Here is a 22,462-nt window from a genome sequence, read left to right on the forward strand (position 1 = left end):
CTCTAGGATAGATAGATTTGCAGACTTACATCGTACTAAAACACATTCATATGCTGGCGGTAGTGTTATCTGGTGCTTTCTTTCTAAAGCGAGGGCATTGGATGTTAAATGCTGATGATCGACTAGAAGCTAAGTGGGTAAAGGTGCTGCCGCATGTTATCGATACTATTTTATTAGGCTCTGCCATCGGTTTGGTGGTGGTTGGCAAATGGTATGAAAATTGGCCTGCATGGCTTTCTGCGAAGATTGTTTTAGTGGTCTTGTATGTGTTATTCGGTACATTCGCATTAAAGCGGGGCAAAACATTACAGATTAGATTAATTATGTGGGTGCTAGCAATTGCTGTCTTTATTACCATTGCTTTGACAGCAATCAGTAAAGCTTTCCCGCCAAGTATGTTAAATATGTAACCCAGATTTTATGCCGATCGTTGTTGCAAACAATGGTTGGCTCTTTTTGTGAATTCCTAGGTGCAACATCATGTCAGAAGAAGTCAATAAATTAACTCCTTATCATTTACTAGGTGGTGAGGCTGTACTACGCCAGTTAGTTGATCGCTTTTATCAAATTATGGCTGAAGAACCAAAGGTACTGGAACTTCGGAAAATGCACCCAGAAGATCTACAGGGTTCTGCAGATAAGCTCTATATGTTTTTATCCGGTTGGTTGGGTGGCCCCGATCTATATCAGCAAAAATTTGGGCACCCAATGCTGCGGGCAAGGCATATGCCTTTTCCTATTGATTCTAGTGGGCGAGATCAATGGATGTTTTGCATGATCAAGGCGCTCTCTGAAGTGCCAATGGAGGCTGCGCTAAAGGCGCAATTAGAGCAAGCTTTCTTTAGGACCGCAGATTTTATGCGTAACCAAGATGCTTGATGAAAGCTGATGCTTAGCAGTAAAAAGACGGGGAGTTCATGAACTCCCCGTTTTTTTATGCCAGAAATGAAAAAAGAGCAGGGCGTTTTTTTAGTGATGGTTTTTCTGTTTTTTTCCATTCAGCAATCGAGAGTGTTTTGATCCACTCTGATTCGCAAGTAATATCCGCCGCAATAGATAGTTTCGTCTGGCTATTGAGTGTGCTCAATAGCGTATCAAACATGGCTTCATTCCGATATGGGGTTTCGATGAACAAAATGGTTTCATTTTGTGTTCTAGAATGGCTTTCCAATTTCTTTAATGTTTGAGTACGTTCATCTGCCGAGGCAGGTAGGTAACCTTGAAATGAAAACTTCTGCCCATTTAAACCCGATGCCATCACCGCCATCAAAATGGAAGAAGGTCCTACCAGAGGAACAACACGAATATTACGTTCATGGGCTAATGCAACTAACTGCGCACCAGGGTCTGCTACGGCAGGGCAACCGGCTTCAGACAAAAGACCAATATCTAGCCCATCTTCCAGTGGCTTTAGAAGGGGTAATAATTCTTGGTTACTGGTATGTTCATTTAATGTAGCTAAAGACAAGCTTTGAAGTGGTGCATCTGTACCTGATTGCTTCAAATAAGCTCTAGCGGTCTTTGGATGCTCGACCACAAAATGCTGTAAGCGGCGTGTGACTTGGCGAGTTGCTTCAGGAATGGTGCCAACTAGCGCCATATTTTCATCTAATGGCGCTGGAATTAAATAAAGGGTTCCTTTCATTTCTTACTTCACCCCTAATGGCGGAAGACCTGCTTCATTTAACATGCTTGTTAATGCGATCAATGGTAAGCCGATAATCGCCGAAGGGTCATCTCCCCTCATCCATTCAATCAGGATGGTACCTAAGCCTTCAGTTTTTGCACTGCCAGCACAATTGTAAGGTTTCTCAATTTGTAGATAAGTTTCAATTAGTTCGTCAGAGTAGTCTCTCATCTTGATTTCATAAGGAACGACTTTTTCCCATACCTTGCCTGTTTTACTATCTAGCAAAGCAAGTGCTGTATGAAAAATCATGGTTTGCCCACGCATGGCTCGTAATTGCACAACGGCTCTTTCGTGTGTTCCAGGCTTTCCTAGTTGCTGACCATTAAGAAGGGCGACTTGATCAGAGCCAATAATCAAGGCATTGGGGAATTGATCCGTAACTGCTTTTGCTTTTTCAATGGCTAAACGATTGGCCGTTTCTGCTGCAGTCTCATTTTCCAGCGGTGTTTCATCAATGTCTGGGGAGGCCGTAACAAAAGGGAGTTGCAAACGTTGAAGTAATTCTTTGCGATAGGGCGAAGTAGAGGCTAAAACCAGCGTAGTCATGTGTAGGTTACTCAGAGAAAAGGGTCATTCACTGCTGAAGATTGATCTAACTAATCCTAAAAATAAAAATCAACTTCAAATGTTGAAATGAATTAAACTGTCATTGATGAGATTATCTATCAGATAGCATTTGCATGCCATCACCTTGCCGAATTATATGATTCGGCTCTTTGGTTTTCTTTGACAAATCCTCTTAACCGTTATATCATCTCGCGTTTATGTCAGAACAGTTCATTATCCATAACTTGCGCTTCGCCGAAAGTGGTGAAGTCTTAGAGGTGAAATTGCCTCAGTCTTCCTTCGTGCGTTTGAGCGAAGAAGTGGTGCGGCCTGCTGGAGATGTGCATTTCCGTTTAATCGGGGGGCGCAACAGCCTGGGGTTGCCAGTATTGGAATTAACGGTGAAAACCACAGTTGAACTGATCTGTCAGCGTTGTATGCACAGTATGGATTTTTCTGTGGATGCTTCAACGACATTTGTGGTAGTTAAATACCCAGATCAAGTAGAGGTGTTCGATACAGATGAAGAAGATGCCATCATGATTGATGACGCATTTAACGTACTGGAATACGTGGAAGATGAAATTCTTCTTGCGTTGCCTTCATCGCCAAGGCATGAAAAGTGTGTGGATTCGTCTGCTGCCGCTGTAGCGACAGAAACCAATAAAAAACCCAACCCGTTTGCGGTGTTGGCCGAACTGAAAAACAGATAATTTTCTAAGGTTTAGTCAAGGAGTCATCATGGCCGTTCAACAGAACAAAAAATCCCCATCTAAGCGTGGTATGCACCGTGCTCACGATTTTCTAACTACACCTCCATTGGCTGTTGAGCCAGTGTCTGGTGAAGTTCATTTGCGTCACCACGTTAGCCCTAACGGCTACTACCGTGGCCGTAAAGTACTGAAAACCAAAGGCGAATAATTTTGCCTTCTGCAAAAGACCTGTTTGGTCTAATTTGTAGATAAATATCGAAACTGCGGTAGTCTCAGATAATGAAATTTTCTAGAGGCTGTCGCAGTTTTTTATTACCTCTCAGCTAAATCAAATCCAGTCGATGAAAATCACTATTGCCGTAGACGCCATGGGCGGCGATCACGGTTGTCGTGTCACCGTTCCGGCTGTGCTCGCTTTTCTTGAGCAACATCCATCCATTCATATCATTCTGGTCGGACAACCAGAGGCGATAGCGCAGACACTTGGCAACTCGGCCCGTAAATACGGGGATAGATTAGCAATATTGTCAGCTACTGAAGTGGTTGGGATGGATGAATCGCCACAATCTGCACTGAAGAATAAAAAACAGTCTTCAATGCGAATCGCGATTAATCAAGTTAAAGATGGCGCTGCACAAGCATGTGTTTCCGCAGGAAATACTGGGGCGTTGATGGCTACCGGTCGCTTTGTGCTAAAAATGTTGCCAGGCATCGAACGTCCTGCCATTGCCAAAGTCATGCCAAATATCATTGGCCATAGTGTGGTCTTGGATCTTGGTGCAAATATCGATTCTGAAGCCTCTCACTTATTACAGTTTGCCGTTATGGGCTCCATGTTGGCGTCGGCTTTATTGCATAAAGATAACCCAACTGTCGGTCTATTAAATGTCGGAACCGAAGACATTAAGGGAACTCCTGTTATTAAAGAAGCCTCAGAGCTATTAAAAGCGAGTGGGTTAAACTACTTTGGTTATGTAGAAGGTAATGACATTTACAAAGGCACTACAGACGTAGTGGTTTGTGATGGCTTTACTGGTAATGTTGCGCTAAAAACCTCTGAAGGTCTGGCTAGTATGGTCAATACCTTTTTGCGTGGTGCATTTACCAAAAATTTATTTACGAAGATGATTGCGGTATTAGCGTACCCAGTTTTGTCTGATTTTAAAAAGAGTGTGGATCATCGCCGTTACAATGGCGCAAGCTTGTTAGGTTTGCGTGGGACCGTTGTAAAAAGCCATGGATCTGCAGATGAGATTGCTTTTGGCTTTGCTCTACAACAAGCGTTGCTTGAAGTTGAAAATCGAGTTATTCCAAAAACTGCAGAAAAAATGTCTGAGTTTCAGCAAAAACAAGAGTCTGCAAGTGACTCTGTTCAAGAGGCTATCTAAATGTTTGCAAGAATCATCGGAACTGGTAGTTATTTACCTGAAAAGTGTCTGACAAATGCCGACCTTGAGTCTATGGTCGAGACAACAGACGAATGGATTTTTACGCGTACCGGCATTCGCCAACGACACATTGCTGCCGAAGGCCAGTTAACGAGTGATTTAGCATTAGAAGCATCTAAAAAAGCGTTAGAAGCTGCTGGAGTTGCTGCAGATAGTATTGACTTGATTATTGTTGCAACGACAACGCCAGATTTAATCTTCCCAAGTACAGCTTGTATTTTGCAGCAAAAGTTGGGCGCGATGGCTTGTCCTGCATTTGATGTACAAGCAGTGTGTAGTGGTTTTGTTTATGCGCTAGCGACGGCAGAAAAATTTATTAAAACCGGTGCTGCAAAGCGCGCCTTGGTGGTCGGTGCAGAGACCCTTTCACGAATTGTAGACTGGAATGATCGTACTACCTGTGTGCTATTTGGTGATGGCGCTGGGGCGGTTGTTCTAGAGGCTTCAGAAGAAACGGGTATTTTATCTTCCGTGCTGAAGGCTGATGGTAACTATTTGCCATTATTGAATGTGCCAGGGCAGGTGCGTGGCGGAGAGGTAACTGGCTCACCATTTATTAAAATGGACGGGCAGGGCGTGTTTAAGTTTGCCGTTCGTTCATTAGGTGAAGTTGGCGAAGAAGCATTACGCTCACAAGGTTTGGATAAGTCCCAATTGGACTGGCTAATTCCACACCAAGCAAATGCCAGAATTATTGAGGCAACGGCGAAAAAGCTTGGTCTTCCAATGGATAAAGTTGTCTTAACAGTGGATAAGCAGGGTAATACATCCGCAGCATCTATTCCATTAGCCATTGATGAAGCCGCCCGTTCTGGTAAATTAAAACGCAACGATTTAATTATGCTCGAAGGTATTGGTGGTGGCTTCGCATGGGGCGCTATCTTACTACGTTGGTAACATCATGAAGCTAACGCTAAGACTGATCGCTTTGATACTGCTCTCGCCAATGATGGTGAGCGCCAAGGATATTGTTTTAAAGGCGGGTAGTTGGCATCTTCAGAATATTTCTACACATCCTTTGATTGGTAGAAAAGAAAAAACAAAAGACCGCTGTTTTGACGAGGCGTTAGTAAGCAATTTAGCCGCCGATCCAAATCGTCTTTTGGGTGATCAAAAACAGCAGTGTGAAACAACCCAGTTTACAAGAAAGGGTAATTACCTTTCATGGCAGGTTAAGTGCGATGAAAAGCTCACTCTTTCCGGGAATGTAGAAGTTTGGCTGGATTCTGCGACTAGCTTTCATGGTAAAGGCACCATGAAAAGCGATGGAATATGGCCGCCGGGTGAATTGAAGTCAGAGTTTTCAGGTGTATGGGCAGATAACTGCGCTGCATCAGCACAATAAAGAAAATAACAGGAGATAATGAATGTCAGTTGCTTTTGTGTTTCCAGGGCAAGGTTCTCAATCTGTTGGGATGATGAATGCATTTGCAGATGTTGATGTGGTTAAAGCAACTTTTGCTGAAGCTTCTGAGGTACTTGGTTTTGACGTATGGCAGTTGGTAAACGATGGTCCGCAAGAGTCGCTAAATGCGACTGTGAATACACAGCCTGTTATGCTGACTGCGGATGTGGCAATTTATCGTGCTTGGCTTGCTCAGGGCGGCGCAAAGCCTGCATTTGTTGCTGGGCATAGTTTAGGTGAGTATGCCGCACTAGTGGCTGCCGAAGTATTAAGTTTTGCCGATGCATTAAAACTTGTGAAGTTACGGGCGGAAGCAATGCAGGCGGCTGTGCCGGAAGGTGTGGGCGCCATGGCTGCGATTTTGGGCTTAGACGATGCGGTATTACAAGCTGCTTGTGATGAAGCCGCTCAAGGCGAGGTTGTCGCAGCTGTAAACTATAACTCTGCTGGTCAAACTGTGATTGCAGGTCATAAAGCAGCGGTTGAACGTACATGCGAGTTGGCTAAGGCAAAAGGTGCTAAGCGTGCTTTGCTGTTGCCAGTCTCTGTTCCATCGCACTGTGAGCTAATGAAACCTGCTGCAGAGAAGCTCAATGAGGCGTTGTCGAAATTAAGCATTTCGGCGCCTACCATCGAAGTAATTCATAATGTTGACGTTGCAGCTCATTCTGACGCTGCTGAGATTGCTAACGCATTAGTAGAGCAGCTTTATAAGCCTGTGCGTTGGGTGGAAACGGTACAAGCATTACATTCAAAAGGCGCGACAGTGATTGCTGAGTGCGGGCCAGGTAAAGTGTTGCTAGGGCTAAACAAGCGTATTGCTAGTGAAGCAAAGCATATTGCATTCATCGATCCAGCCCAGTTTGCTGAATTGGCTAATTAAGTAATCGGTAAGGAATGAACATGTTGGAAAATCGTATTGCATTGGTTACAGGTGCGTCTCGCGGTATTGGTAAAGCGATTGCACTCGAACTAGGTCGCCTTGGCGCGACGGTTGTGGGTACTGCAACTTCTGAAGGCGGTGCGGCTGCAATTACTGCTTATCTACAAGAAGCTGGTATCAAAGGCGCAGGTAAGTGCTTGAATGTTACCGATGCAGCGCAACTAGATGGTATTATCTCGGCTATTGAATCTGAATTCGGTAGCATTGGTGTGTTGGTAAATAACGCTGGCATTACGCGTGACAACTTATTAATGCGTATGAAAGATGATGAGTGGGATGACATCATGAACACCAACCTGAAGCCTGTGTTTCAGTTAAGCAGAGGTGTGATGCGTTCAATGATGAAGGCTCGCTGGGGTCGTATTATTAATATTGCCTCTGTTGTTGGTGCAACGGGTAACCCTGGGCAAACGAACTATTCTGCCGCTAAAGCTGGTTTAATGGGCTTTAGCAAGTCTTTGGCAAGAGAGGTGGGTAGTCGTGGTATTACTGTCAACTGTGTTGCGCCAGGCTTTATTGATACCGATATGACTAAAGTGTTGCCTGAGGCGCAAAAAGAAGCGTTGACAGGGCAAATTGCACTTGGTCGTTTAGGTCAACCAGAAGAAATTGCTACCGTTGTTGGCTTTTTAGCTGGCCAAGGTGGTTCTTATGTAACAGGCCAGACACTTCATGTGAATGGCGGCATGTACATGAGTTAAACGCATATTTGTGCAAATAAAATGCCTTTAAATGCATTTTTGCTTAAAATATGTTGAGCATTTTTTGCCACAATAGTTTATTGTTTTTGTTTAATCGTTTTTAAATGCTGGCAGGTAATTTGGGTTTTTCTCTTAAATTTGCTACAATGCCAGCGCTTTTAATGAATATCCTGTCGAAAGGAATGGTTTAGTCAAATGGAAAACATCGAAGCTCGCGTTAAAAAGATCGTTGCTGAGCAACTTGGCGTGAATGAAGCAGAAGTAAAAAATGAATCTTCTTTCGTTGACGATCTAGGCGCAGATTCCCTGGACACCGTTGAACTGGTGATGGCACTTGAAGAAGAGTTTGAGTGTGAAATTCCAGATGATGAAGCAGAAAAGATTACTACTGTTCAACAAGCGATTGACTACGTCAACAGCAACCTGAACAAGTAACTGATTCCGAATCGGGCGCTAAACAAAGCGCCCGATTCGTATGAAGATGTCCTGACTGCTGTAAGTGTCGTACAAATGTTTTTGTACACTGGTCAAGCACGGAGATGACGTTGTCTAAGCGTAGAGTTGTAATCACTGGTTTGGGATTGATTTCCCCTGTTGGTAATACAGTAGAAGACGGCTGGAGCAATTTGCTCGCTGGCAAAAGTGGTATTACCCGTATCACTAAATTCGATCCAACAAACTTCTCTGCACAAATTGCAGGCGAGGTAAAAGATTTTGATGTTGCGCAGTATATTCCTGCAAAGGATGCGCGACGTATGGATACCTTTATCCATTACGGCTTGGCAGCAGGTATCCAAGCAGTAAAAGATGCTGGTCTACAAGACGCCAGCATCAACCCTGAACGAATTGGTGTGAATATTGGTTCTGGTATTGGTGGTTTACCACTGATTGAGGATACTTATAAGGTGCTACAAGAAGGTGGCCCACGTAAGATTTCTCCATTCTTTATTCCAGGCGCAATCATCAACATGATTGCTGGCCATTTGTCGATTATGTTTGGCTTTAAAGGCCCTAACTACGGCATCGTTTCAGCATGTACAACAGCGACACACTGTATTGGTGATGCTGCTCGTTTGATCGAGTACGGTGACGTGGACGTTATGGTCGCTGGTGGCGCAGAAGGAACCGTTTCTCCACTAGCGATTGGTGGTTTTGCCTCTGCTCGCGCATTGTCTACCCGCAACGATGATCCTGCTACTGCTTCACGTCCATGGGATGTAGGTCGTGATGGCTTTGTTTTGGGTGAGGGTGCAGGTGTGCTTGTACTAGAAGAGTATGAGCACGCTGTAAAACGTGGTGCAAAAATTTATGCGGAGCTGGCTGGTTTCGGTATGAGTGCTGATGCTCATCACATGACCGCTCCGTGTGAAGATGGTGAAGGCGCTGCTCGTAGTATGGTGAATGCAATGAAAAATGCACAACTGACTATGGATGCCGTGAACTATGTGAATGCACATGGTACTTCTACACCACTTGGTGATATTGCTGAAACGATCGCGATTAAGCGTGCATTTGGTGATCATGCTAAAGCGCTAGCTGTGAGCTCTACTAAATCTGCAACCGGGCATCTTTTAGGTGCTGCTGGTGGTGTAGAAGCAGTATTCTCTGCGTTGGCTGTTCACAATCAGATTGCGCCTGCAACGATCAACCTGCAAGAAATTGATCCTCAGTGCGATCTAGATTATGTACCTAACACACCACGTGAAATGAAGATTGATGTTGCAATCTCTAATTCATTTGGCTTTGGTGGTACAAACGGTACTTTGGTATTTAAGCGCGCATAAGTGCTTTCGACAATCCATTTGATTGTCGAGTATCAAAATAAATCGTCCGGTTTCGGGGTGGCTTTGTCCACCCCGAAATTGTTATGATTGGGCCGGTTTGGTGCATCTGCCACCTTTTGTCATATAAAGCATTTTCAATGCTAATAACTTCCTCAAACGTCTAATAGACAGGTTTTTTCGATGCGAGAAATACATCTTATTCCGCTTTCTTCTCGACCTAAATTGCAATCCATTATGGAGAAAAATGAAGCACTTTTTCCTGTGCTTTTGCAATCATCTAAAGAAGATGGCTGGGATCTGTTGCTTGCATCAACTGAGTTTATTCCTGTTCTGGATTCTGAGCATGTACTGACAACTTTGAACAGGTATTGGCAGAATGTTGACTCAAAAGACTATACCTGTTTGCCTAAAAATGCAGCCAACATCCCATTTAAGGGGGGGTGGTTTGTTTATTGTGGTTATGAATTACTGCATGACTTAGAAATTTCCGTTCCAAAGTTTAATCAAGCGACGGATTTTCCTGCTCATGCGATTTATCGAACGCCAGCAGCCATTGTGACGAGAAGAAGTGATGGTGCTTCTTGGTTGTTAGTGGAGCCGGGTTTTGATGCGCTAGAAAAAAGACTGATTGAATTAGTTGCTCAGTCTTATGAGGATGTGTCGACGGAGTTGGATGGTGTTGTCGCGATTGCAGAAGAAGACCCTTCGATTTATTTAACGAATATAGAAAAAGTTAAGCACTATATTCATGAAGGGGATGTGTTCCAAGTAAATTTGTCTAGAAGATGGACGGCAAATTTAACATCTGCTTTTGCGCCTCATCATTTATTTGCAAAACTTAGAGCGGTGAATCCCGCGCCATTTTCAGGTCTAGTCAAAATACCGCAAGCAAATAGCGAAGCTGCATGGATTATTTCTGCATCACCAGAGCGTTTGATTAGCGTTGAGCTTAAAGCGAATGACCATCATGCATTGCCAACTAGGCATGCTGAGACGCGTCCGATTGCAGGTACTCATCCACGTTCTAAAGATCCACAAGAGGATGAGATGCTTAAACAGCAATTGCTTGCCAGTCGTAAAGAGCGTGCAGAGCATGTCATGTTGGTGGACTTGGAGCGAAATGATCTAGGTAGAGTATGCGTGCCAGGAACCGTTAAAGTCGATGAGTTAATGGCGGTGGCGACGTATTCTTATGTACACCACATAGAATCGAATGTGCATGGTGAATTAAGAGCAGATATTCTTCCTGGTGATGCGATTGCTGCGATGTTCCCCGGAGGGACCATTACAGGGTGCCCTAAAGTTCGCACAATGCAAATTATTCGTGAGTTAGAAACCCATCCTAGATACGCGTATACAGGCAGTATGGGGTATGTCAATTTGGATGGGTCGATGGATATGAATATCTTGATTCGTACCTTTATGTATAACCCTGAGTTAGCTGGTGAAGAGTTGGTGTTCAGGGCTGGCGGTGGGATTGTGATTGACTCTGATCCTGTACGAGAGTTAAACGAAACACGTGCAAAAGTGAAGGGGTTAATGCGTGCATTAAGTCCTCAAGAGGAATGAAATGTCTGTGCTAATTAACGGACAAAAAGAGCGTGTGATTTCTGTTGCTGATAGAGGATTTAACTACGGCGATGGTGTCTTTCGCACCTTAGTGATCCAGAATGGATTTATTCCTAATTGGGCACAGCACTTAGCTATTTTAGAGAGAGATGCAAAGCAGTTAGGTATTCCTTTTCCTACTGCATCTTTGTGGGAGAACGATGTTCTGCAACTCTCACAAGAGAATCTCGATCTTCAAACCGCTGTGATCAAACTTACTTTAAGTCGTGGAATTGGTCAGCGAGGATATGCTGCACCTGAAGCGCCTATTGTGACCCGAGTCAGTCAGATAGTGGAATGGAAACGCCCAGATCTATCCATGCTTCACTCCGGTGTTAAAGTGGAGTTATCTGATGTACGTCTTGGTTGGCAACCCTTATTGGCTGGCGCAAAGCATTTAAATCGCTTAGAAAATGTCCTAGCAAAGAGCCGATTAAAAAATGCTGCCGCTTTCGATGGTCTTTTATTGGATCAATCAGGTTGCGTGATTGAAGGCATACAGACAAACTTAATCATGCAAATGCAAAATGGGCAGTGGTTAACGCCAGATTTATCGAGATGTGGTGTTGCGGGTCTAACTAGGCAGTTGGTATTAGATCAGCTTCGTGCAGAAAATCAAACTGTCGAAATTGGCGATGTTTTATTAGCAGAGTTGCTTGAAGCAAAACATCTATGGCTAATGAATAGCCTGAATGGTGTGGTTCCGGTAGCCAAACTGTATATTGATGGAAATGCTCATGAGTTTATGGCAAGCACATTGCCGTTTAACATCGATACGCAAATAGGCTGGCGCGTAGCCTGAGAAACAAAACTTGTTTACTCAGGCTTCCAGTCGATGGACTTGTGCCGCTTACAAAGCCTGAATGCTCGCCTCGATATCATCTAATGATAAATGCCAGTGCTTTAGAATGTGTTGGAAGACGGCAATTTCAATTTCTTGTAGTTCATGATCTGACTTGGTGACATCAAGCAAAATAGCTGCGGTTAACAGACGTTTTTTTGGGTCTGTTACATCATCCAGCATATGATTTAGGCGTTCAGTTGAAACTAAATGAACATTGCCTTCTTCATCTTGCTCATCAGAAATATCAGCTAGGTAGTCGTGAAATACTTGCGTAAATTGTTCTTTAGTCAGGCCAATTACATCATACGCATTGAGTGTTTCTAAAATATCAATCTCACCAGGGTGCACTTCAGCGTCAGTAACAATCATCATCGCAATGATGCGTGCAATTGCTTCTGGGCTATTGTGTTCATATCTTTTCATTGTATTCCCTTATCTGTGCAGTGTTACATAAGGCCGTTCAGTTTGCGGGGGGCGTCTGGTAACGATCTGCAAAACTCTTTGGCAATTTCATAATTTTATGTGTTTGATAATCGAAGCAAACCATAGAGGTTTGTGCTCTTGCAATTTTTTTGCCTAAACTTTGATGGGTTACTTCATAAAGTAGTTCAAATCCGCAACCAGAAAGTTGAGCAACTTCGATAGAGATGTCCAGTATATCTCCATAGAACGCTTCTGCAAGATATTGCACTGCTAAATCTCGTAAGATTAATCCCGCATCTTCCATTTTCATCTCTGTGTAGCCCAGTTGGTGCAAGAATTGCACTCTAGCCTCATGCAGTATGGAAACCAGCGAGTCATGCCCTAAATGATTGCCATAATTTAAATGGGTAACCGTGACAGGGAGGCTAGTTTGGAAGTGACAATTTGAGATTGTCGGTAGCGTAATTTTTGCCATTTTTTACTAAATATGGAAAAGCTTAATTATCCATTTTATGTGTTAATTGCAAGCTAGCAAAGAGATGAAACTAAATATCATCAAATTTCTCTAATCCTAGGTAATCGCTGATATTCGTCAAGGTTTCAAAAAACTGAAAGGCGTATCTTGAAACTGTCATAAATAGAGTCGCTAGTAAAGAGACTCTTTCATAGAGAGGGATGCATCATGTATCAACGTATATTTGTACCTGTAGATGAAAGTAAAACTTCTAACGTTGCTTTGCAGGAAGCCATCCGGTTTGCACAAGACCAGCATGCAATTATTCGCTTAGTGCATGTGGTCGACTTAGCGCAATTCTTTTGGGGTGGTGCTGAGTTTATTGATACTTCTGAGCTGCAACAAAATTTAATTACAGCTGGCCAAAAAGTGTTGGCCGAAGCGGAAGAAAAAGTGAAAGCAGCTGCTATTACGGTTGACTCTCAGCTGCACCAGACTTACGGTGAACGCATTGCTAGAGTGATTAGTGACGATGCAAAAGCATGGAATGCAGATATTGTCGTCATGGGAACACACGGCAAGCGCGGTTTTGATCACTTGTTACTTGGTAGTGTTGCGGAAGGTGTGATGAGAATGGCAACCACGCCACTCTTGATGATTCGCGCAAATTAAGCTAATTTCTTAGTTAGTTTATTGATGAGACCCGCCAACTTGGCGGGTTTCTGCTTTTTCTGGTCACAAAAGTACTTTCAATTTTGTGTCGCTGGGGTAATATATTTTCTTTGCTCGTTGGATTTCGCTGAAATGACATACTGTCTAGGCATGCTGCTCGATGAAGGTTTACTGGTCGCTTCGGACTCTAGAACCAATGCAGGTGTAGATCATATTGCGACATTCGCCAAAATGCATATCTTTGAAGAGGCGGGTGAACGTTTAATCGTAATGATGAACTCGGGGAACTTAGCAACTACTCAAAGTGTGATTAGTCTATTGAGAATGCGAACGCAGTTAAAAGATGAAGAATCGATTTTAACGGTGAAGACGCTTTACGAAGTGGCGGAGTTGGTTGGTGAGACGGTACGAGAGGTTGTTAACCGTGATTCTGATGGGCACTTGTCTGCCAGCAATGTGGATTATGGCTGCTCATTTATCGTCGCAGGGCAAATTAAAGGTGAAGAGCCGCGTCTATTTAATATTTATCCTCAAGGAAATTTTATTGAGGCAACCAAAGACACCATGTATTTTCAAATTGGCGAATCCAAGTATGGTAAGCCAATTATTGATCGCGTGATTCGCCGAGATACGCCTTTGGCTGTTGCGGCAAAGTGTGCGCTGATCTCATTTGATTCGACGATTAAAAGTAATTTATCCGTTGGTTTACCAATTGATATGTTGCTGTACCGAACGGATTCTTTTGCTAAAGCCATTCCACACCGGATTGATGCTGAAGACCCTTATTTTAGGCGCATCAGACAAGATTGGGGCAAGGGGTTGCGGCAAGTCTTTAGTAAGTTGCCAGACGCAAGCTGGTTTGATGAGTAAGTAGATGAAAAATTTAAAATTATTATATTTTGCTCGCCTTCGCGAGTCTTTTGGTCGAGAGACTGAAGAAATCGTGTTGCCGGATGAAGTCGCGACGGTTGGTCAACTGATTCAATATTTGGCTAAGCGCGGTGGTGCTTGGGAAAATGAATTAGGTGAGGATAAGATTTTCCGTGTGGCAGTGAACCAGACGATTTCGACCGCTGAAAGTGAATTGCCAGACTCTGCCGAAGTAGCTATTTTCCCACCGGTTACAGGCGGATAAGGCGAGTAGGGTAGGCGCTAATGATCTCCATTCGTGTTGAGGCAGCTGACTTTAATATTGCGGAAGAGCAAAAATTATTGTTAAGTCGAGTAAGTGCAACTGGGGCGGTTGTCGCGTTTACTGGGGTTGTCAGGGAGTTTGTCAAAGACCAACGCCTTATTTCTATGATGCTAGAGCACTACCCTGGGATGACAGAAAAAGCCTTGTTTGCGATTGCTGAACAGGCGAAAAGTCGCTGGGACTTGTCAGCCATTACAATCATCCATCGCATTGGCCATTTGCATGCCAATGAGCAGATTGTACTTGTTCTGGTGTCTTCTATGCACCGTGGGGAAGCATTTTCGGGCTGCGAATTCATTATGGACTACCTAAAAACAGAGGCGCCGTTTTGGAAAAAAGAGTTTTTTGAAACGGGTGAGTCAAATTGGGTCGATGCTAGGCATTCGGATGATTTGGCAAAGCATCGCTGGCAATGAAGTGTTGAGATCGAATTGATGTCAAGCAATGATGAAGCCGTGCTTGCCTTGATATTAGCGGGTGGTGAAGGGCGCCGGATGGGCGGTGCCGATAAAGGGTTGGTAGTGCGGAATGGCCAACCGTTAATTGCCAATGCGATCGCTACGCTGAAGTCTTTTTTTGCACTCAATTCGATATCTGAACATCTTTGGATATCCGCCAACCGAAATCTAGATCATTACCATACTCTCAATGTGACAGGCATTGTGTCTGATGTACATGATGAATTTTTAGGCCCAATGGCTGGGCTTGAAAGTGCTTTGGGTATCCCGAACTGGGAATGGTTAGTTTGCTCGCCTTGCGATATGCCATTCATCCACGCAGCGGTTTTTTCTCAATTGTGGCATCACCGAGTCAATGAAGGTGTGTCGATCGCGGCTATTGAGCAAGATGGGAATGAGAGGTGGTTTCCCGTGCTGACGGTTTCGCATCGCCGTGCGGTAGAGAGGCTGCCTGACTTACTGACTTCAGGTAATCGATCATTAATGAGCTGGATTCAGCAAGTGCCACATCAAGTGGTCAATTTTGAAAATACACATGCTTTCCAAAACTGTAATACAAAAAATGATCTGGTTTAGATAACTACGATTTAAATGATGATTTGTCTATGGTAGTTGTTGATTGACCTGAGCCAAGTACATATCTGCTAGACTACTGCCATTCTTGCTATCGCGTAATGCGGTAATCCACGGTGCCACACATCTCTTTAGGGATTCAACATCTTTAGCCGCCTCAATCCGTCGAATTACATCAGCGCCCATAATCCCTAGATACTGACGACCACTATCGGCCATCCATTGTTTGATAGCATCAAAATTTTCAGGAAGTGGGGTGATAGCTTGAGCTATCGGTGTTTCAATTGCCGCAGCAATTGGCGTTGATTGAGGATGGTGGCTGTCTATGATGCTTGTGTCGACTGTTGTCGTGGTCTCTACAGAAATTTGTCGATCTTCAATAGAATAGATTTCAGTCTCTGTCGCATGCTGAATTAAGCCATTGTTTAACAAATGATGAAGATGGTCGATGAAGTCATGCTGAAGACCGCTTAGTGTAGATAGCACGGCAGCCGTTTTCTTACCATCAATCAAGATAAGTAGTCGACGTGCTTTGTGCGACATTCCTTCGATGCGATTCTCTACAACCATGCGACCAAAATCGGTCTTTTCAAAGACTTGTTCCATCACTACTTACTCCAATAGCCCCTGTTTCGCCAGCGATTTTAGCTTGGAAAAGTGACAGGGGTATTGCAGTAATATGACGGTCACCTACAGCATGGGTCCTAATTCGTAAGCAATTTGACGAGCTTCGTCAGTTGGAATCACGTATGCAGGGAGTTTACTGTTTGCAGAGGTAATGATCGTTTCATTTGCCTCATTTTTTGACGCATCCAATTCAAACCCTAACCAAGCAAGTTTGTTGATGACCTCATCTCTAACAAATGCAGCATGTTCGCCGATACCGCCGGTAAAAATTAATCCATCCACACCACCTAAGACAGAAATTAGCGCACCAATTTCTCTTACTAGGCGGTATACAAAGAGATCAATCGCAAATTTGGCTTCTGGTGCGTCACTTGCACGTAATGTACGCATGTCGCTAGAGATGCCTGAGACACCAAGTAGGCCTGACTGTTTGTACAGCAAGGTTTCAATGGCAGCATGATCCATATTCAGATGTTGCTGGCAATATAAAAGCACACCAGGATCAACCTGACCGCTTCTCGTACCCATCATGAGCCCATCAAGTGCTGTAAAACCCATGCTGCTGGCGATGCTTCGGCCATTTTCTACGGCACATGCGCTAGCACCATTGCCAAGATGCATAATGACTGTTTTGCCATGGTATAGCTTTGGTGCAAGTTGCTTTAGTTTGTGAGCAATAAATGCGTATGAAAGCCCATGAAAACCGTAACGCCTTACGCCTTGCTCATAAAACTTCCGAGGCAGAGCAAACCACTGCGCTAATTCTGGTTCATTGGCATGAAAGGCCGTATCGAAAGAGGCAAACTGCGGTAATTCAGGATACAGACGCAATAGTGCCTCAATCGCCGAAAGGTTATGTGGCTGATGTAATGGTGCCAGCGGAATAAATGCTTTTAAAGCATCAATGACTTCCGGCGTCACTTTAACCGTTTCATGGAAGATAGGTCCGCCATGCACAACACGGTGACCAGCCGCGGTTAAAGTAAAACCTAGCTCTTTCACCCAGTCGAGTAGAAGAGTTAACATTTTGTCGTGGCGGTTTACGAGTGCTTCTGTATTCCATTTAATGGCTACTTCTTTACCAAGCCATGCTTCACCAGTAATTAGTCCATCGTGCGCATCTAATGCACCATGAGCAACCTTAGGGCCGGGTAGGCCACCTTCGTGCTCAAATAGCTCAAATTTTAGGGTAGAGGAGCCCGCATTAAAGACAATTAGCATCGTTTTATTTCCTTAGGAAATTTGCCATAAGTTGAGCAACGGCGGCAGAAGCTAAACGAGATACCGCGCTATCTGAACGACTAGTTAGCATAATTGGTACTCGAGCACCAAGCACAATTCCTGCTGAATGTGCGTTAGATAGCCAAGTTAATTGTTTGGCTAAAATATTGCCAGCTTCTAATTCTGGGGCAACCAAAATATCTGCCTCGCCAGAAACCACGGATTTAATGCCTTTTTGAGCGGCAGCATCTGCAGAAATCGCATTATCAAATGCTAATGGGCCATCTAAAATACCGCCTTTAATTTGGCCGCGTTCTGCCATTTTGCAAAGCGCGGCTGCATCTAGTGTGGCTGGCATGGTTGGGTTGACCGTCTCAACTGCACATAAAATAGCAACTTTTGGCGTGCTAATTCCTAACGCTTGGGCAAGCTCAATCGCATTTTGCACAATGTCTGCTTTGGTGGTTAGGTCTGGCAAGATGTTCACTGCGCCATCGGTGATTAGCAGTTGCTTATGGTAAGTTGGCACATCCATCACAAATACATGAGATAGCCTTCTAGCCGTGCGTAGTCCGTGGGTTTTATCCAATACGGCAGAAAGGAGTTCGTCTGAATGCAAGCTACCCTTCATGAGTGAGTGTGCGAACCCTCTTTTCACTAGGGAAACCGCAATTTCTGCGGATTGATGGCTGTGTTCTGTCGGGATGATGCTAAATGGTGGAATCTCGTAAGAATCTGCATCATTACTACGCTGATGAAACGCTAGATCAACTGTTTTAAAGCGGCTGATATCTAGTTTATGTTCTCTCGCTACTTGCCGAATCTTAGAGACCGGACCAACCAAAATCGGTTGAATGAGTCCTGCTTCCATGGCTTCTAACGCACCGGTTAACGATACGTCATCACATGGGTGTGCCACTGCGGTAATCACTGGAGGAAGCTTTTTGGCTTGTTCCATTAGATCACGATAACGGGGGGAGTTATCAATGTAGTTTTGATCTGCTTTATTCATGTGAGTGTCCTTTTGAGATCAATCAATGGATTAACCAATGATGTGGTAGCCAGCATCGATGTATTCTGTATTTCCAGTAATACCTCTTGCGCCGTCAGAACCCAAAAAGGCAGCTAAAGCGCCGACTTCTTCGATGGTCACTAGGCGATGCTCCGGTGCATCATGAATCGCCGTATTCATTAGTGATTCAAACTCTGGTAAGCCACTTGCTGCACGGGTGGCCAATGGCCCTGGAGAAATCGCATTGACACGGATTTTGCTTGGGCCCATGTTATCGGCAAGGTAACGAACCGATGCCTCAAGTGCCGCTTTTACTGGTCCCATCATGTTGTAATTGCGAACAACTTTTTCAGAACCGTAATAGCTCATGGTAATGATACTGCCGCCATTGACCATTAATGGTTCGGCTTCTTTTGCTAAGCGAATCAATGAGTGGCAAGAAACATCCATTGCGCGTGCAAAACCTGCTGCAGAGCAATCAACTAAGCGACCATGAAGATCATCTTTTTCTGCAAACGCGATTGAATGAAGAGCGATATCCAATTTGCCGTACTTTTCTTTGATAAAGCCAAATACGTTTTCTAACTCGCCAGGGAACTCAACATTTAAAGGAAGTAAATCGGCATGAATGCTATCTGCTAATGGACGAACAAATTTTTCTGCTTTCTCATTGAGATGAGTTAGAACAACAATTGCACCTGCCTCGTGGAATGCTTTTGCACATCCCCAAGCAATACTATGTTCGTTTGCTACACCAACGACTAATGCGATTTTTCCGGTTAACATGCCCATTTATTTACCCCTTTATATTGATTGTGCGTTGCAACAATAAGGAGAGAATAGGGGATTCAGATAACTCGGTCAATCCATGACGAATGAAAATGAGTGGAAGTTTGAATTAAGTCAAATTTACATAAATTAAGCTAAGTAAATAGATGTGAATTACGCATTATTTAATTTTTTAGCAATATTTAACAGGTTCTTAATTGTTGGATTAGGATCATGTCTTCTGGTGACTAAAGTAAGTGTGGATTCTTGCTCAATATCCAATAATGGTTTGTAAACCACATTGGGTATTTTTAGCTGGCAGATGGATGCTGGTACTGCCGCAATCCCTAACCCTCCTCCTACTAAGGCTAGTGTGGTAATAAAGTCTTTGGTTGGTAAAGACACTTGCGGTGTAAATCCTGCTTTTTCACCAATTTCTGCTAGTGAAGAGGTAAAGCCGAAATCCTGTTGAAACTGAGGCGTGATAAAGGCTTCATTGATGAGATCTGAGCTGACTAATGCCGCCTTAGTTGCTAATAAATGGACGGCAGGCAAGGCGATATAGGTTTTCTCCTGATGCAGGATAATGGCTTCATAATTTGCAGTGTGACCAGAAAGTGTCCGAACGATACAGGCATCTAGTTTCCCTTCTTCAAGCATCTGGAGTTGAGTGGGGCTTTCTAACGCTTGTAAGCCAATATGTAGATGAGGAGCGGTGTTTCGAATCTCACTGATGAGCAATTGGACAATACCTGCACAAGCTGCAGAGATGACATAGCCCAGTTCTAACGAGCCAATCTCTCCTCGCCCAGCTTGCTTGACCAGCATTTCGGTGCGCTTGATTTGAAAAAGCGTTTGTCTCGCCTCTTCTAAAAATAACTTTCCTGCCGTGGTTAAGGAAACTGATCGTTTAGTTCTTTGGACTAGTCGAACCCCTAGTGAACTCTCTAGGTTTTGCAATTGCATGCTTAATGCAGATGGCGCTATATCTAGCGCTTCTGCCGCTTTAGCAAAATGTAGATGTTCAGCAAGAGTGACAAAATATTTTAATTGTCTAAAGTCCATGATGGGCGTATTTCGAATTTAGGCCTAGCTAGGCAGTGATTCAACAATATGTTTACCAATCTCAATCGAGGCGGTAGCAGCAGGCGAGGGGGCATTACAAACGTGTGTACAGCGTGCCTTTTGAATGATATGAAAATCATCTACTAACTCACCGTTTGGTTTGAGTGCTTGTGCTCTGATACCTGCTGGTGCGGGCGTTAAGTCATCCCCAGTAATTTCTGGAATCAGTTGCTGTAGGCTTTTCACAAAAGCGGCTTTACTAAAGGATCTCACCATTTCTTCTAGCCCTTCTTTCCAATACTTGGCACTTAACTGCCAAAAACCTTTGTATTGAAGGACTTCAATTAGATCTTTCAGATTGATATCTGATTTCTGATAGCCTTCACGAGAAAGCGCGAGCACGGCATTTGGCCCAGCTTCTACGTGCCCTCCAATCATCCTCGTGTAATGTACACCTAAAAATGGGAAAGAAGGATTTGGGACCGGGTAGATAAGGTGTTTTACTAAATGGCGTTTCTCCGGCTTTAATTCAAAGTACTCACCTCTAAATGGAATAATTTTGAGATCTGCCGTTGGTTCTGCCATGTTGGCGACTCTGTCACTGTATAAGCCTGCACAGTTAATGACGTGTTTGCCAATAAATTCTTGTTGCTTTGTTTTAACGATGACAAATTGATTTTGATAGGATAGGTTGGTTACTTGGGTATCTAACAAAATTTCTCCACCTGATGATGTAACCAATTTAGCAAAGGTTTCGCAGACTTGTCTGTAATTCACAATCCCTGCACTAGGCACTTGGATTGCTTCTAATCCACTTACATGCGGTTCAATTTCATTTAATTGTTCTGGATTTAATCGTTTAATCGAAAGTCCATTTTGTAAGCCACGTTGATATAGGTTATCTAAGTGAAGTAATTCCTCTACTTTTGTAGCAACAATCACTTTTCCACATAATTCATACGCTATATCGTGTTTTTCGCAAAATTCAATCATGGATTGATTGCCATCACGAGCAAACTTCGCTTTAAAACTACCCGGTTTATAATAAATGCCAGAATGAATGACACCACTATTGTGTCCGGTCTGGTGGGCGGCTAGTGAAGATTCTTTTTCTAATAGGAGAATGGAGGCGTTTGGCTTTTTTTGCGTAATTTCAAATGCGGTAGATAGGCCAACAATTCCGCCACCAATAATAATGTAATCGTACTGTGTGCTCATCTGAACAACCCTTTTACAGCGAGTTTCTTTGATGAATTGCAGTGTTTGCTTTAGCTAGAGACACTGCAATTCTTTTAAATGTATCTTAGTGATTCGAGAAAGTACCTCGCTGACGCATAAGTTCACGGTGTAATTCAGGATGCTTTTCAAATGCAGCTCTACCGTGTAACCAAAATGCGTTATTAATCATAACTAACTGGCCAACAGGTAGAGGCATTGCTCGTGTTTCTGGTGCATTTTCCATTGAGTCGGATAAATTTTTAAGCCATGTTGCATGTTCAATCGTTTCTGGACAAACAAATTGATCAATGAAGCAAATGCATGGTTTATCATTTTGTAGAAAAAAAGTTCGTCGTTGAATCGATTGCTGCACATTTTTTGAGGGCGGAGCCTTGTAAGTAAACTCATAGCTTGCCAGTGGGTGTTGACTATAGGTGGGTAGATCTTCCCAGTCATCCAAATGCAGTAAGCGAGACTCGCCGCCACTTGCATTCAGTTCTTCGAACTTCATCATGAGTAGCCAATCTGTTGGCTCATCAACAAATGTACCATCGGTATGTAAGGTAAATAAGCGGTATGCTTGTCTTAGGTAAGAGTCGCTCGTGTCCGTGTCTTTAACCAGAAACCTTGCATAGTAAGTACCTGACATGGCATCAAAATTTGCTGTGCCAATTAGATGACTGATCGCAGTGCCAAATTTGATATATACCTCTTTGTCGATCGAGCTTTCTTGTAAGCCGATGGTGAACCCGCCAGATTCTCTATCGTGAATAATTGCGCGCAACCTACGTTTAAAGTCTGTATCGACCAACTCAGCCAAGATAGATGCAATGACAAATCGCATGTAGGGAATATATTCTAAATTCTGGCTGCTAATATGCGCAGTACGTTCGATGAACAGAGTTAGTGCTTCTGTATTCAGTTCTACTTGATAAAGTCGATGGTGGTGTGGATGTGCGCTAATTTGATAGCGATTACCTGTATGTAGGTGATCTTTTGATTGAATTTCTTGCTTATTAATAGCATTCATTATTGTGCTCCTCATTGTGTGGGGGATGTGTACACAGTGTAAGAAGCGCTTATCAACCAATCAA

29 protein-coding genes are annotated in these 22,462 nt (G+C 43.6%); 18 read left to right on the forward strand and 11 right to left on the reverse strand.

Features of this window, described 5'->3' with window-relative positions; genetic code table 11:
• Positions 1-17 precede the first annotated feature (17 nt).
• Both LIN78_RS12485 and LIN78_RS12490 read left to right on the forward strand, forming a co-directional pair.
• The gene (locus tag LIN78_RS12485) at positions 18-410 is read left to right on the forward strand and encodes a SirB2 family protein (protein ID WP_227181173.1); all 393 of its coding nucleotides are present in this window, start codon (positions 18-20) and stop codon (positions 408-410) included.
• A gap of 70 nt (positions 411-480) precedes the next feature.
• Entirely contained in the window at positions 481-879 is a 399-nt protein-coding gene (locus LIN78_RS12490; RefSeq protein ID WP_227181174.1) for a group II truncated hemoglobin, read from the forward strand.
• 55 nt (positions 880-934) lie between these two features.
• Here the strand turns inward: LIN78_RS12490 and LIN78_RS12495 are convergent, their stop codons facing one another.
• Together LIN78_RS12495 and LIN78_RS12500 are read right to left on the reverse strand one after the other, a co-directional pair.
• Positions 935-1,645, reverse strand: coding sequence for an SAM-dependent methyltransferase (locus LIN78_RS12495; RefSeq protein WP_227181175.1), 711 nt, complete (start codon positions 1,643-1,645; stop codon positions 935-937).
• 3 nt (positions 1,646-1,648) lie between these two features.
• Positions 1,649-2,236, reverse strand: coding sequence for a Maf family nucleotide pyrophosphatase (locus LIN78_RS12500; protein WP_227181176.1), 588 nt, complete (start codon positions 2,234-2,236; stop codon positions 1,649-1,651).
• Between the two features lie 218 nt (positions 2,237-2,454).
• Here LIN78_RS12500 and LIN78_RS12505 point away from each other — a divergent pair, with 218 nt between their 5' ends.
• The 11 genes from LIN78_RS12505 to pabC all read left to right on the forward strand — a co-directional run bounded on the left by LIN78_RS12505 (position 2,455) and on the right by pabC (position 11,640).
• Complete coding sequence (locus tag LIN78_RS12505) at positions 2,455-2,949, forward strand: YceD family protein (RefSeq protein ID WP_227181177.1); 495 nt, start codon at positions 2,455-2,457, stop codon at positions 2,947-2,949.
• A gap of 28 nt (positions 2,950-2,977) precedes the next feature.
• Positions 2,978-3,157, forward strand: coding sequence for a 50S ribosomal protein L32 (rpmF, locus tag LIN78_RS12510; protein WP_168876063.1), 180 nt, complete (start codon positions 2,978-2,980; stop codon positions 3,155-3,157).
• A gap of 133 nt (positions 3,158-3,290) precedes the next feature.
• Positions 3,291-4,337, forward strand: coding sequence for a phosphate acyltransferase PlsX (gene plsX, locus LIN78_RS12515; RefSeq protein WP_227181178.1), 1,047 nt, complete (start codon positions 3,291-3,293; stop codon positions 4,335-4,337).
• Entirely contained in the window at positions 4,338-5,294 is a 957-nt protein-coding gene (locus tag LIN78_RS12520; protein ID WP_227181179.1) for a beta-ketoacyl-ACP synthase III, read from the forward strand.
• A 4-nt stretch (positions 5,295-5,298) separates the two neighbouring features.
• Entirely contained in the window at positions 5,299-5,742 is a 444-nt protein-coding gene (locus LIN78_RS12525; RefSeq protein ID WP_227181180.1) for a DUF3617 domain-containing protein, read from the forward strand.
• 22 nt (positions 5,743-5,764) lie between these two features.
• Positions 5,765-6,685, forward strand: coding sequence for an ACP S-malonyltransferase (gene fabD / locus LIN78_RS12530; RefSeq protein ID WP_227181181.1), 921 nt, complete (start codon positions 5,765-5,767; stop codon positions 6,683-6,685).
• A gap of 20 nt (positions 6,686-6,705) precedes the next feature.
• A complete protein-coding gene (gene fabG, locus LIN78_RS12535) occupies positions 6,706-7,446 on the forward strand; it encodes a 3-oxoacyl-ACP reductase FabG (RefSeq protein WP_373307758.1) in 741 nt (246 codons plus the stop codon).
• A 195-nt stretch (positions 7,447-7,641) separates the two neighbouring features.
• Positions 7,642-7,881, forward strand: a complete 240-nt coding sequence (gene acpP / locus LIN78_RS12540; RefSeq protein WP_227181183.1) for an acyl carrier protein — start codon at positions 7,642-7,644, stop codon at positions 7,879-7,881.
• Between the two features lie 110 nt (positions 7,882-7,991).
• Positions 7,992-9,230: a beta-ketoacyl-ACP synthase II gene (gene fabF, locus LIN78_RS12545; protein WP_227181184.1), complete on the forward strand. Its 1,239-nt coding sequence runs from the start codon at positions 7,992-7,994 to the stop codon at positions 9,228-9,230.
• A 180-nt stretch (positions 9,231-9,410) separates the two neighbouring features.
• Complete coding sequence (locus tag LIN78_RS12550; protein WP_227181185.1) at positions 9,411-10,799, forward strand: aminodeoxychorismate synthase component I; 1,389 nt, start codon at positions 9,411-9,413, stop codon at positions 10,797-10,799.
• A gap of 1 nt (position 10,800) precedes the next feature.
• A complete protein-coding gene (pabC, locus tag LIN78_RS12555) occupies positions 10,801-11,640 on the forward strand; it encodes an aminodeoxychorismate lyase (protein WP_227181186.1) in 840 nt (279 codons plus the stop codon).
• 48 nt (positions 11,641-11,688) lie between these two features.
• Here the strand turns inward: pabC and LIN78_RS12560 are convergent, their stop codons facing one another.
• Both LIN78_RS12560 and LIN78_RS12565 read right to left on the reverse strand, forming a co-directional pair.
• The gene (locus LIN78_RS12560) at positions 11,689-12,105 is read right to left on the reverse strand and encodes a hypothetical protein (protein ID WP_227181187.1); all 417 of its coding nucleotides are present in this window, start codon (positions 12,103-12,105) and stop codon (positions 11,689-11,691) included.
• A 37-nt stretch (positions 12,106-12,142) separates the two neighbouring features.
• Positions 12,143-12,580 (reverse strand): acyl-CoA thioesterase, encoded by a 438-nt coding sequence (locus LIN78_RS12565; RefSeq protein WP_227181188.1) that lies wholly within the window; start codon positions 12,578-12,580, stop codon positions 12,143-12,145.
• A 207-nt stretch (positions 12,581-12,787) separates the two neighbouring features.
• Between LIN78_RS12565 and LIN78_RS12570 the strand changes: the two genes are divergently transcribed.
• From LIN78_RS12570 to mobA, 5 genes are all read left to right on the forward strand, one after another.
• Positions 12,788-13,231: a universal stress protein gene (locus LIN78_RS12570; RefSeq protein WP_227181189.1), complete on the forward strand. Its 444-nt coding sequence runs from the start codon at positions 12,788-12,790 to the stop codon at positions 13,229-13,231.
• A gap of 132 nt (positions 13,232-13,363) precedes the next feature.
• On the forward strand, positions 13,364-14,101 hold the full coding sequence (locus LIN78_RS12575; RefSeq protein WP_227181190.1) for a proteasome-type protease: 738 nt from the start codon (positions 13,364-13,366) through the stop codon (positions 14,099-14,101).
• 4 nt (positions 14,102-14,105) lie between these two features.
• Positions 14,106-14,366 (forward strand): molybdopterin converting factor subunit 1, encoded by a 261-nt coding sequence (gene moaD, locus LIN78_RS12580; RefSeq protein ID WP_227181191.1) that lies wholly within the window; start codon positions 14,106-14,108, stop codon positions 14,364-14,366.
• Positions 14,367-14,386: 20 nt separating this feature from the next.
• On the forward strand, positions 14,387-14,842 hold the full coding sequence (locus tag LIN78_RS12585) for a molybdenum cofactor biosynthesis protein MoaE (RefSeq protein ID WP_227181192.1): 456 nt from the start codon (positions 14,387-14,389) through the stop codon (positions 14,840-14,842).
• 18 nt (positions 14,843-14,860) lie between these two features.
• On the forward strand, positions 14,861-15,460 hold the full coding sequence (gene mobA / locus LIN78_RS12590; RefSeq protein ID WP_227181193.1) for a molybdenum cofactor guanylyltransferase: 600 nt from the start codon (positions 14,861-14,863) through the stop codon (positions 15,458-15,460).
• 27 nt (positions 15,461-15,487) lie between these two features.
• Here mobA and LIN78_RS12595 read toward each other — a convergent pair whose 3' ends face one another.
• The 7 genes from LIN78_RS12595 to glaH all read right to left on the reverse strand — a co-directional run bounded on the left by LIN78_RS12595 (position 15,488) and on the right by glaH (position 22,398).
• Entirely contained in the window at positions 15,488-16,063 is a 576-nt protein-coding gene (locus LIN78_RS12595; RefSeq protein ID WP_227181194.1) for a hypothetical protein, read from the reverse strand.
• An 84-nt stretch (positions 16,064-16,147) separates the two neighbouring features.
• The gene (locus LIN78_RS12600; RefSeq protein WP_227181195.1) at positions 16,148-17,305 is read right to left on the reverse strand and encodes an acetate/propionate family kinase; all 1,158 of its coding nucleotides are present in this window, start codon (positions 17,303-17,305) and stop codon (positions 16,148-16,150) included.
• A 4-nt stretch (positions 17,306-17,309) separates the two neighbouring features.
• Entirely contained in the window at positions 17,310-18,317 is a 1,008-nt protein-coding gene (locus tag LIN78_RS12605; RefSeq protein WP_227181196.1) for a bifunctional enoyl-CoA hydratase/phosphate acetyltransferase, read from the reverse strand.
• 30 nt (positions 18,318-18,347) lie between these two features.
• Complete coding sequence (gene fabI, locus LIN78_RS12610) at positions 18,348-19,109, reverse strand: enoyl-ACP reductase FabI (protein WP_227181197.1); 762 nt, start codon at positions 19,107-19,109, stop codon at positions 18,348-18,350.
• 150 nt (positions 19,110-19,259) lie between these two features.
• Entirely contained in the window at positions 19,260-20,150 is an 891-nt protein-coding gene (locus LIN78_RS12615; protein ID WP_227181198.1) for a LysR family transcriptional regulator, read from the reverse strand.
• A 24-nt stretch (positions 20,151-20,174) separates the two neighbouring features.
• Positions 20,175-21,368, reverse strand: coding sequence for an L-2-hydroxyglutarate dehydrogenase (lhgD, locus tag LIN78_RS12620; protein WP_227181199.1), 1,194 nt, complete (start codon positions 21,366-21,368; stop codon positions 20,175-20,177).
• An 85-nt stretch (positions 21,369-21,453) separates the two neighbouring features.
• Positions 21,454-22,398, reverse strand: coding sequence for a glutarate dioxygenase GlaH (gene glaH / locus LIN78_RS12625; RefSeq protein ID WP_227181200.1), 945 nt, complete (start codon positions 22,396-22,398; stop codon positions 21,454-21,456).
• Between the last annotated feature and the right edge of the window lie 64 nt (positions 22,399-22,462).

Source organism: Leeia speluncae (assembly GCF_020564625.1).
GTDB classification, from domain to species: Bacteria; Pseudomonadota; Gammaproteobacteria; order Burkholderiales; family Leeiaceae; genus Leeia; species Leeia speluncae.

Coding starts and splice junctions, on each gene's coding strand:
- plsX (WP_227181178.1), top strand. CDS start 3,291: ATGAAAATCACTATTGCCGTAGACGCCATGGGCGGCGATCACGGTTGT.
- LIN78_RS12565 (WP_227181188.1), bottom strand. CDS start 12,580: ATGGCAAAAATTACGCTACCGACAATCTCAAATTGTCACTTCCAAACT.
- LIN78_RS12505 (WP_227181177.1), top strand. CDS start 2,455: ATGTCAGAACAGTTCATTATCCATAACTTGCGCTTCGCCGAAAGTGGT.
- fabD (WP_227181181.1), top strand. CDS start 5,765: ATGTCAGTTGCTTTTGTGTTTCCAGGGCAAGGTTCTCAATCTGTTGGG.
- mobA (WP_227181193.1), top strand. CDS start 14,861: ATGTCAAGCAATGATGAAGCCGTGCTTGCCTTGATATTAGCGGGTGGT.
- LIN78_RS12490 (WP_227181174.1), top strand. CDS start 481: ATGTCAGAAGAAGTCAATAAATTAACTCCTTATCATTTACTAGGTGGT.
- LIN78_RS12520 (WP_227181179.1), top strand. CDS start 4,338: ATGTTTGCAAGAATCATCGGAACTGGTAGTTATTTACCTGAAAAGTGT.
- lhgD (WP_227181199.1), bottom strand. CDS start 21,368: ATGAGCACACAGTACGATTACATTATTATTGGTGGCGGAATTGTTGGC.
- LIN78_RS12495 (WP_227181175.1), bottom strand. CDS start 1,645: ATGAAAGGAACCCTTTATTTAATTCCAGCGCCATTAGATGAAAATATG.
- LIN78_RS12525 (WP_227181180.1), top strand. CDS start 5,299: ATGAAGCTAACGCTAAGACTGATCGCTTTGATACTGCTCTCGCCAATG.
- glaH (WP_227181200.1), bottom strand. CDS start 22,398: ATGAATGCTATTAATAAGCAAGAAATTCAATCAAAAGATCACCTACAT.
- moaD (WP_227181191.1), top strand. CDS start 14,106: ATGAAAAATTTAAAATTATTATATTTTGCTCGCCTTCGCGAGTCTTTT.
- LIN78_RS12605 (WP_227181196.1), bottom strand. CDS start 18,317: ATGAATAAAGCAGATCAAAACTACATTGATAACTCCCCCCGTTATCGT.
- LIN78_RS12595 (WP_227181194.1), bottom strand. CDS start 16,063: ATGGAACAAGTCTTTGAAAAGACCGATTTTGGTCGCATGGTTGTAGAG.
- LIN78_RS12615 (WP_227181198.1), bottom strand. CDS start 20,150: ATGGACTTTAGACAATTAAAATATTTTGTCACTCTTGCTGAACATCTA.
- acpP (WP_227181183.1), top strand. CDS start 7,642: ATGGAAAACATCGAAGCTCGCGTTAAAAAGATCGTTGCTGAGCAACTT.
- LIN78_RS12575 (WP_227181190.1), top strand. CDS start 13,364: ATGACATACTGTCTAGGCATGCTGCTCGATGAAGGTTTACTGGTCGCT.
- LIN78_RS12500 (WP_227181176.1), bottom strand. CDS start 2,236: ATGACTACGCTGGTTTTAGCCTCTACTTCGCCCTATCGCAAAGAATTA.
- LIN78_RS12585 (WP_227181192.1), top strand. CDS start 14,387: ATGATCTCCATTCGTGTTGAGGCAGCTGACTTTAATATTGCGGAAGAG.
- pabC (WP_227181186.1), top strand. CDS start 10,801: ATGTCTGTGCTAATTAACGGACAAAAAGAGCGTGTGATTTCTGTTGCT.
- fabG (WP_373307758.1), top strand. CDS start 6,706: ATGTTGGAAAATCGTATTGCATTGGTTACAGGTGCGTCTCGCGGTATT.
- LIN78_RS12560 (WP_227181187.1), bottom strand. CDS start 12,105: ATGAAAAGATATGAACACAATAGCCCAGAAGCAATTGCACGCATCATT.
- fabI (WP_227181197.1), bottom strand. CDS start 19,109: ATGGGCATGTTAACCGGAAAAATCGCATTAGTCGTTGGTGTAGCAAAC.
- LIN78_RS12550 (WP_227181185.1), top strand. CDS start 9,411: ATGCGAGAAATACATCTTATTCCGCTTTCTTCTCGACCTAAATTGCAA.
- LIN78_RS12600 (WP_227181195.1), bottom strand. CDS start 17,305: ATGCTAATTGTCTTTAATGCGGGCTCCTCTACCCTAAAATTTGAGCTA.
- rpmF (WP_168876063.1), top strand. CDS start 2,978: ATGGCCGTTCAACAGAACAAAAAATCCCCATCTAAGCGTGGTATGCAC.
- LIN78_RS12570 (WP_227181189.1), top strand. CDS start 12,788: ATGTATCAACGTATATTTGTACCTGTAGATGAAAGTAAAACTTCTAAC.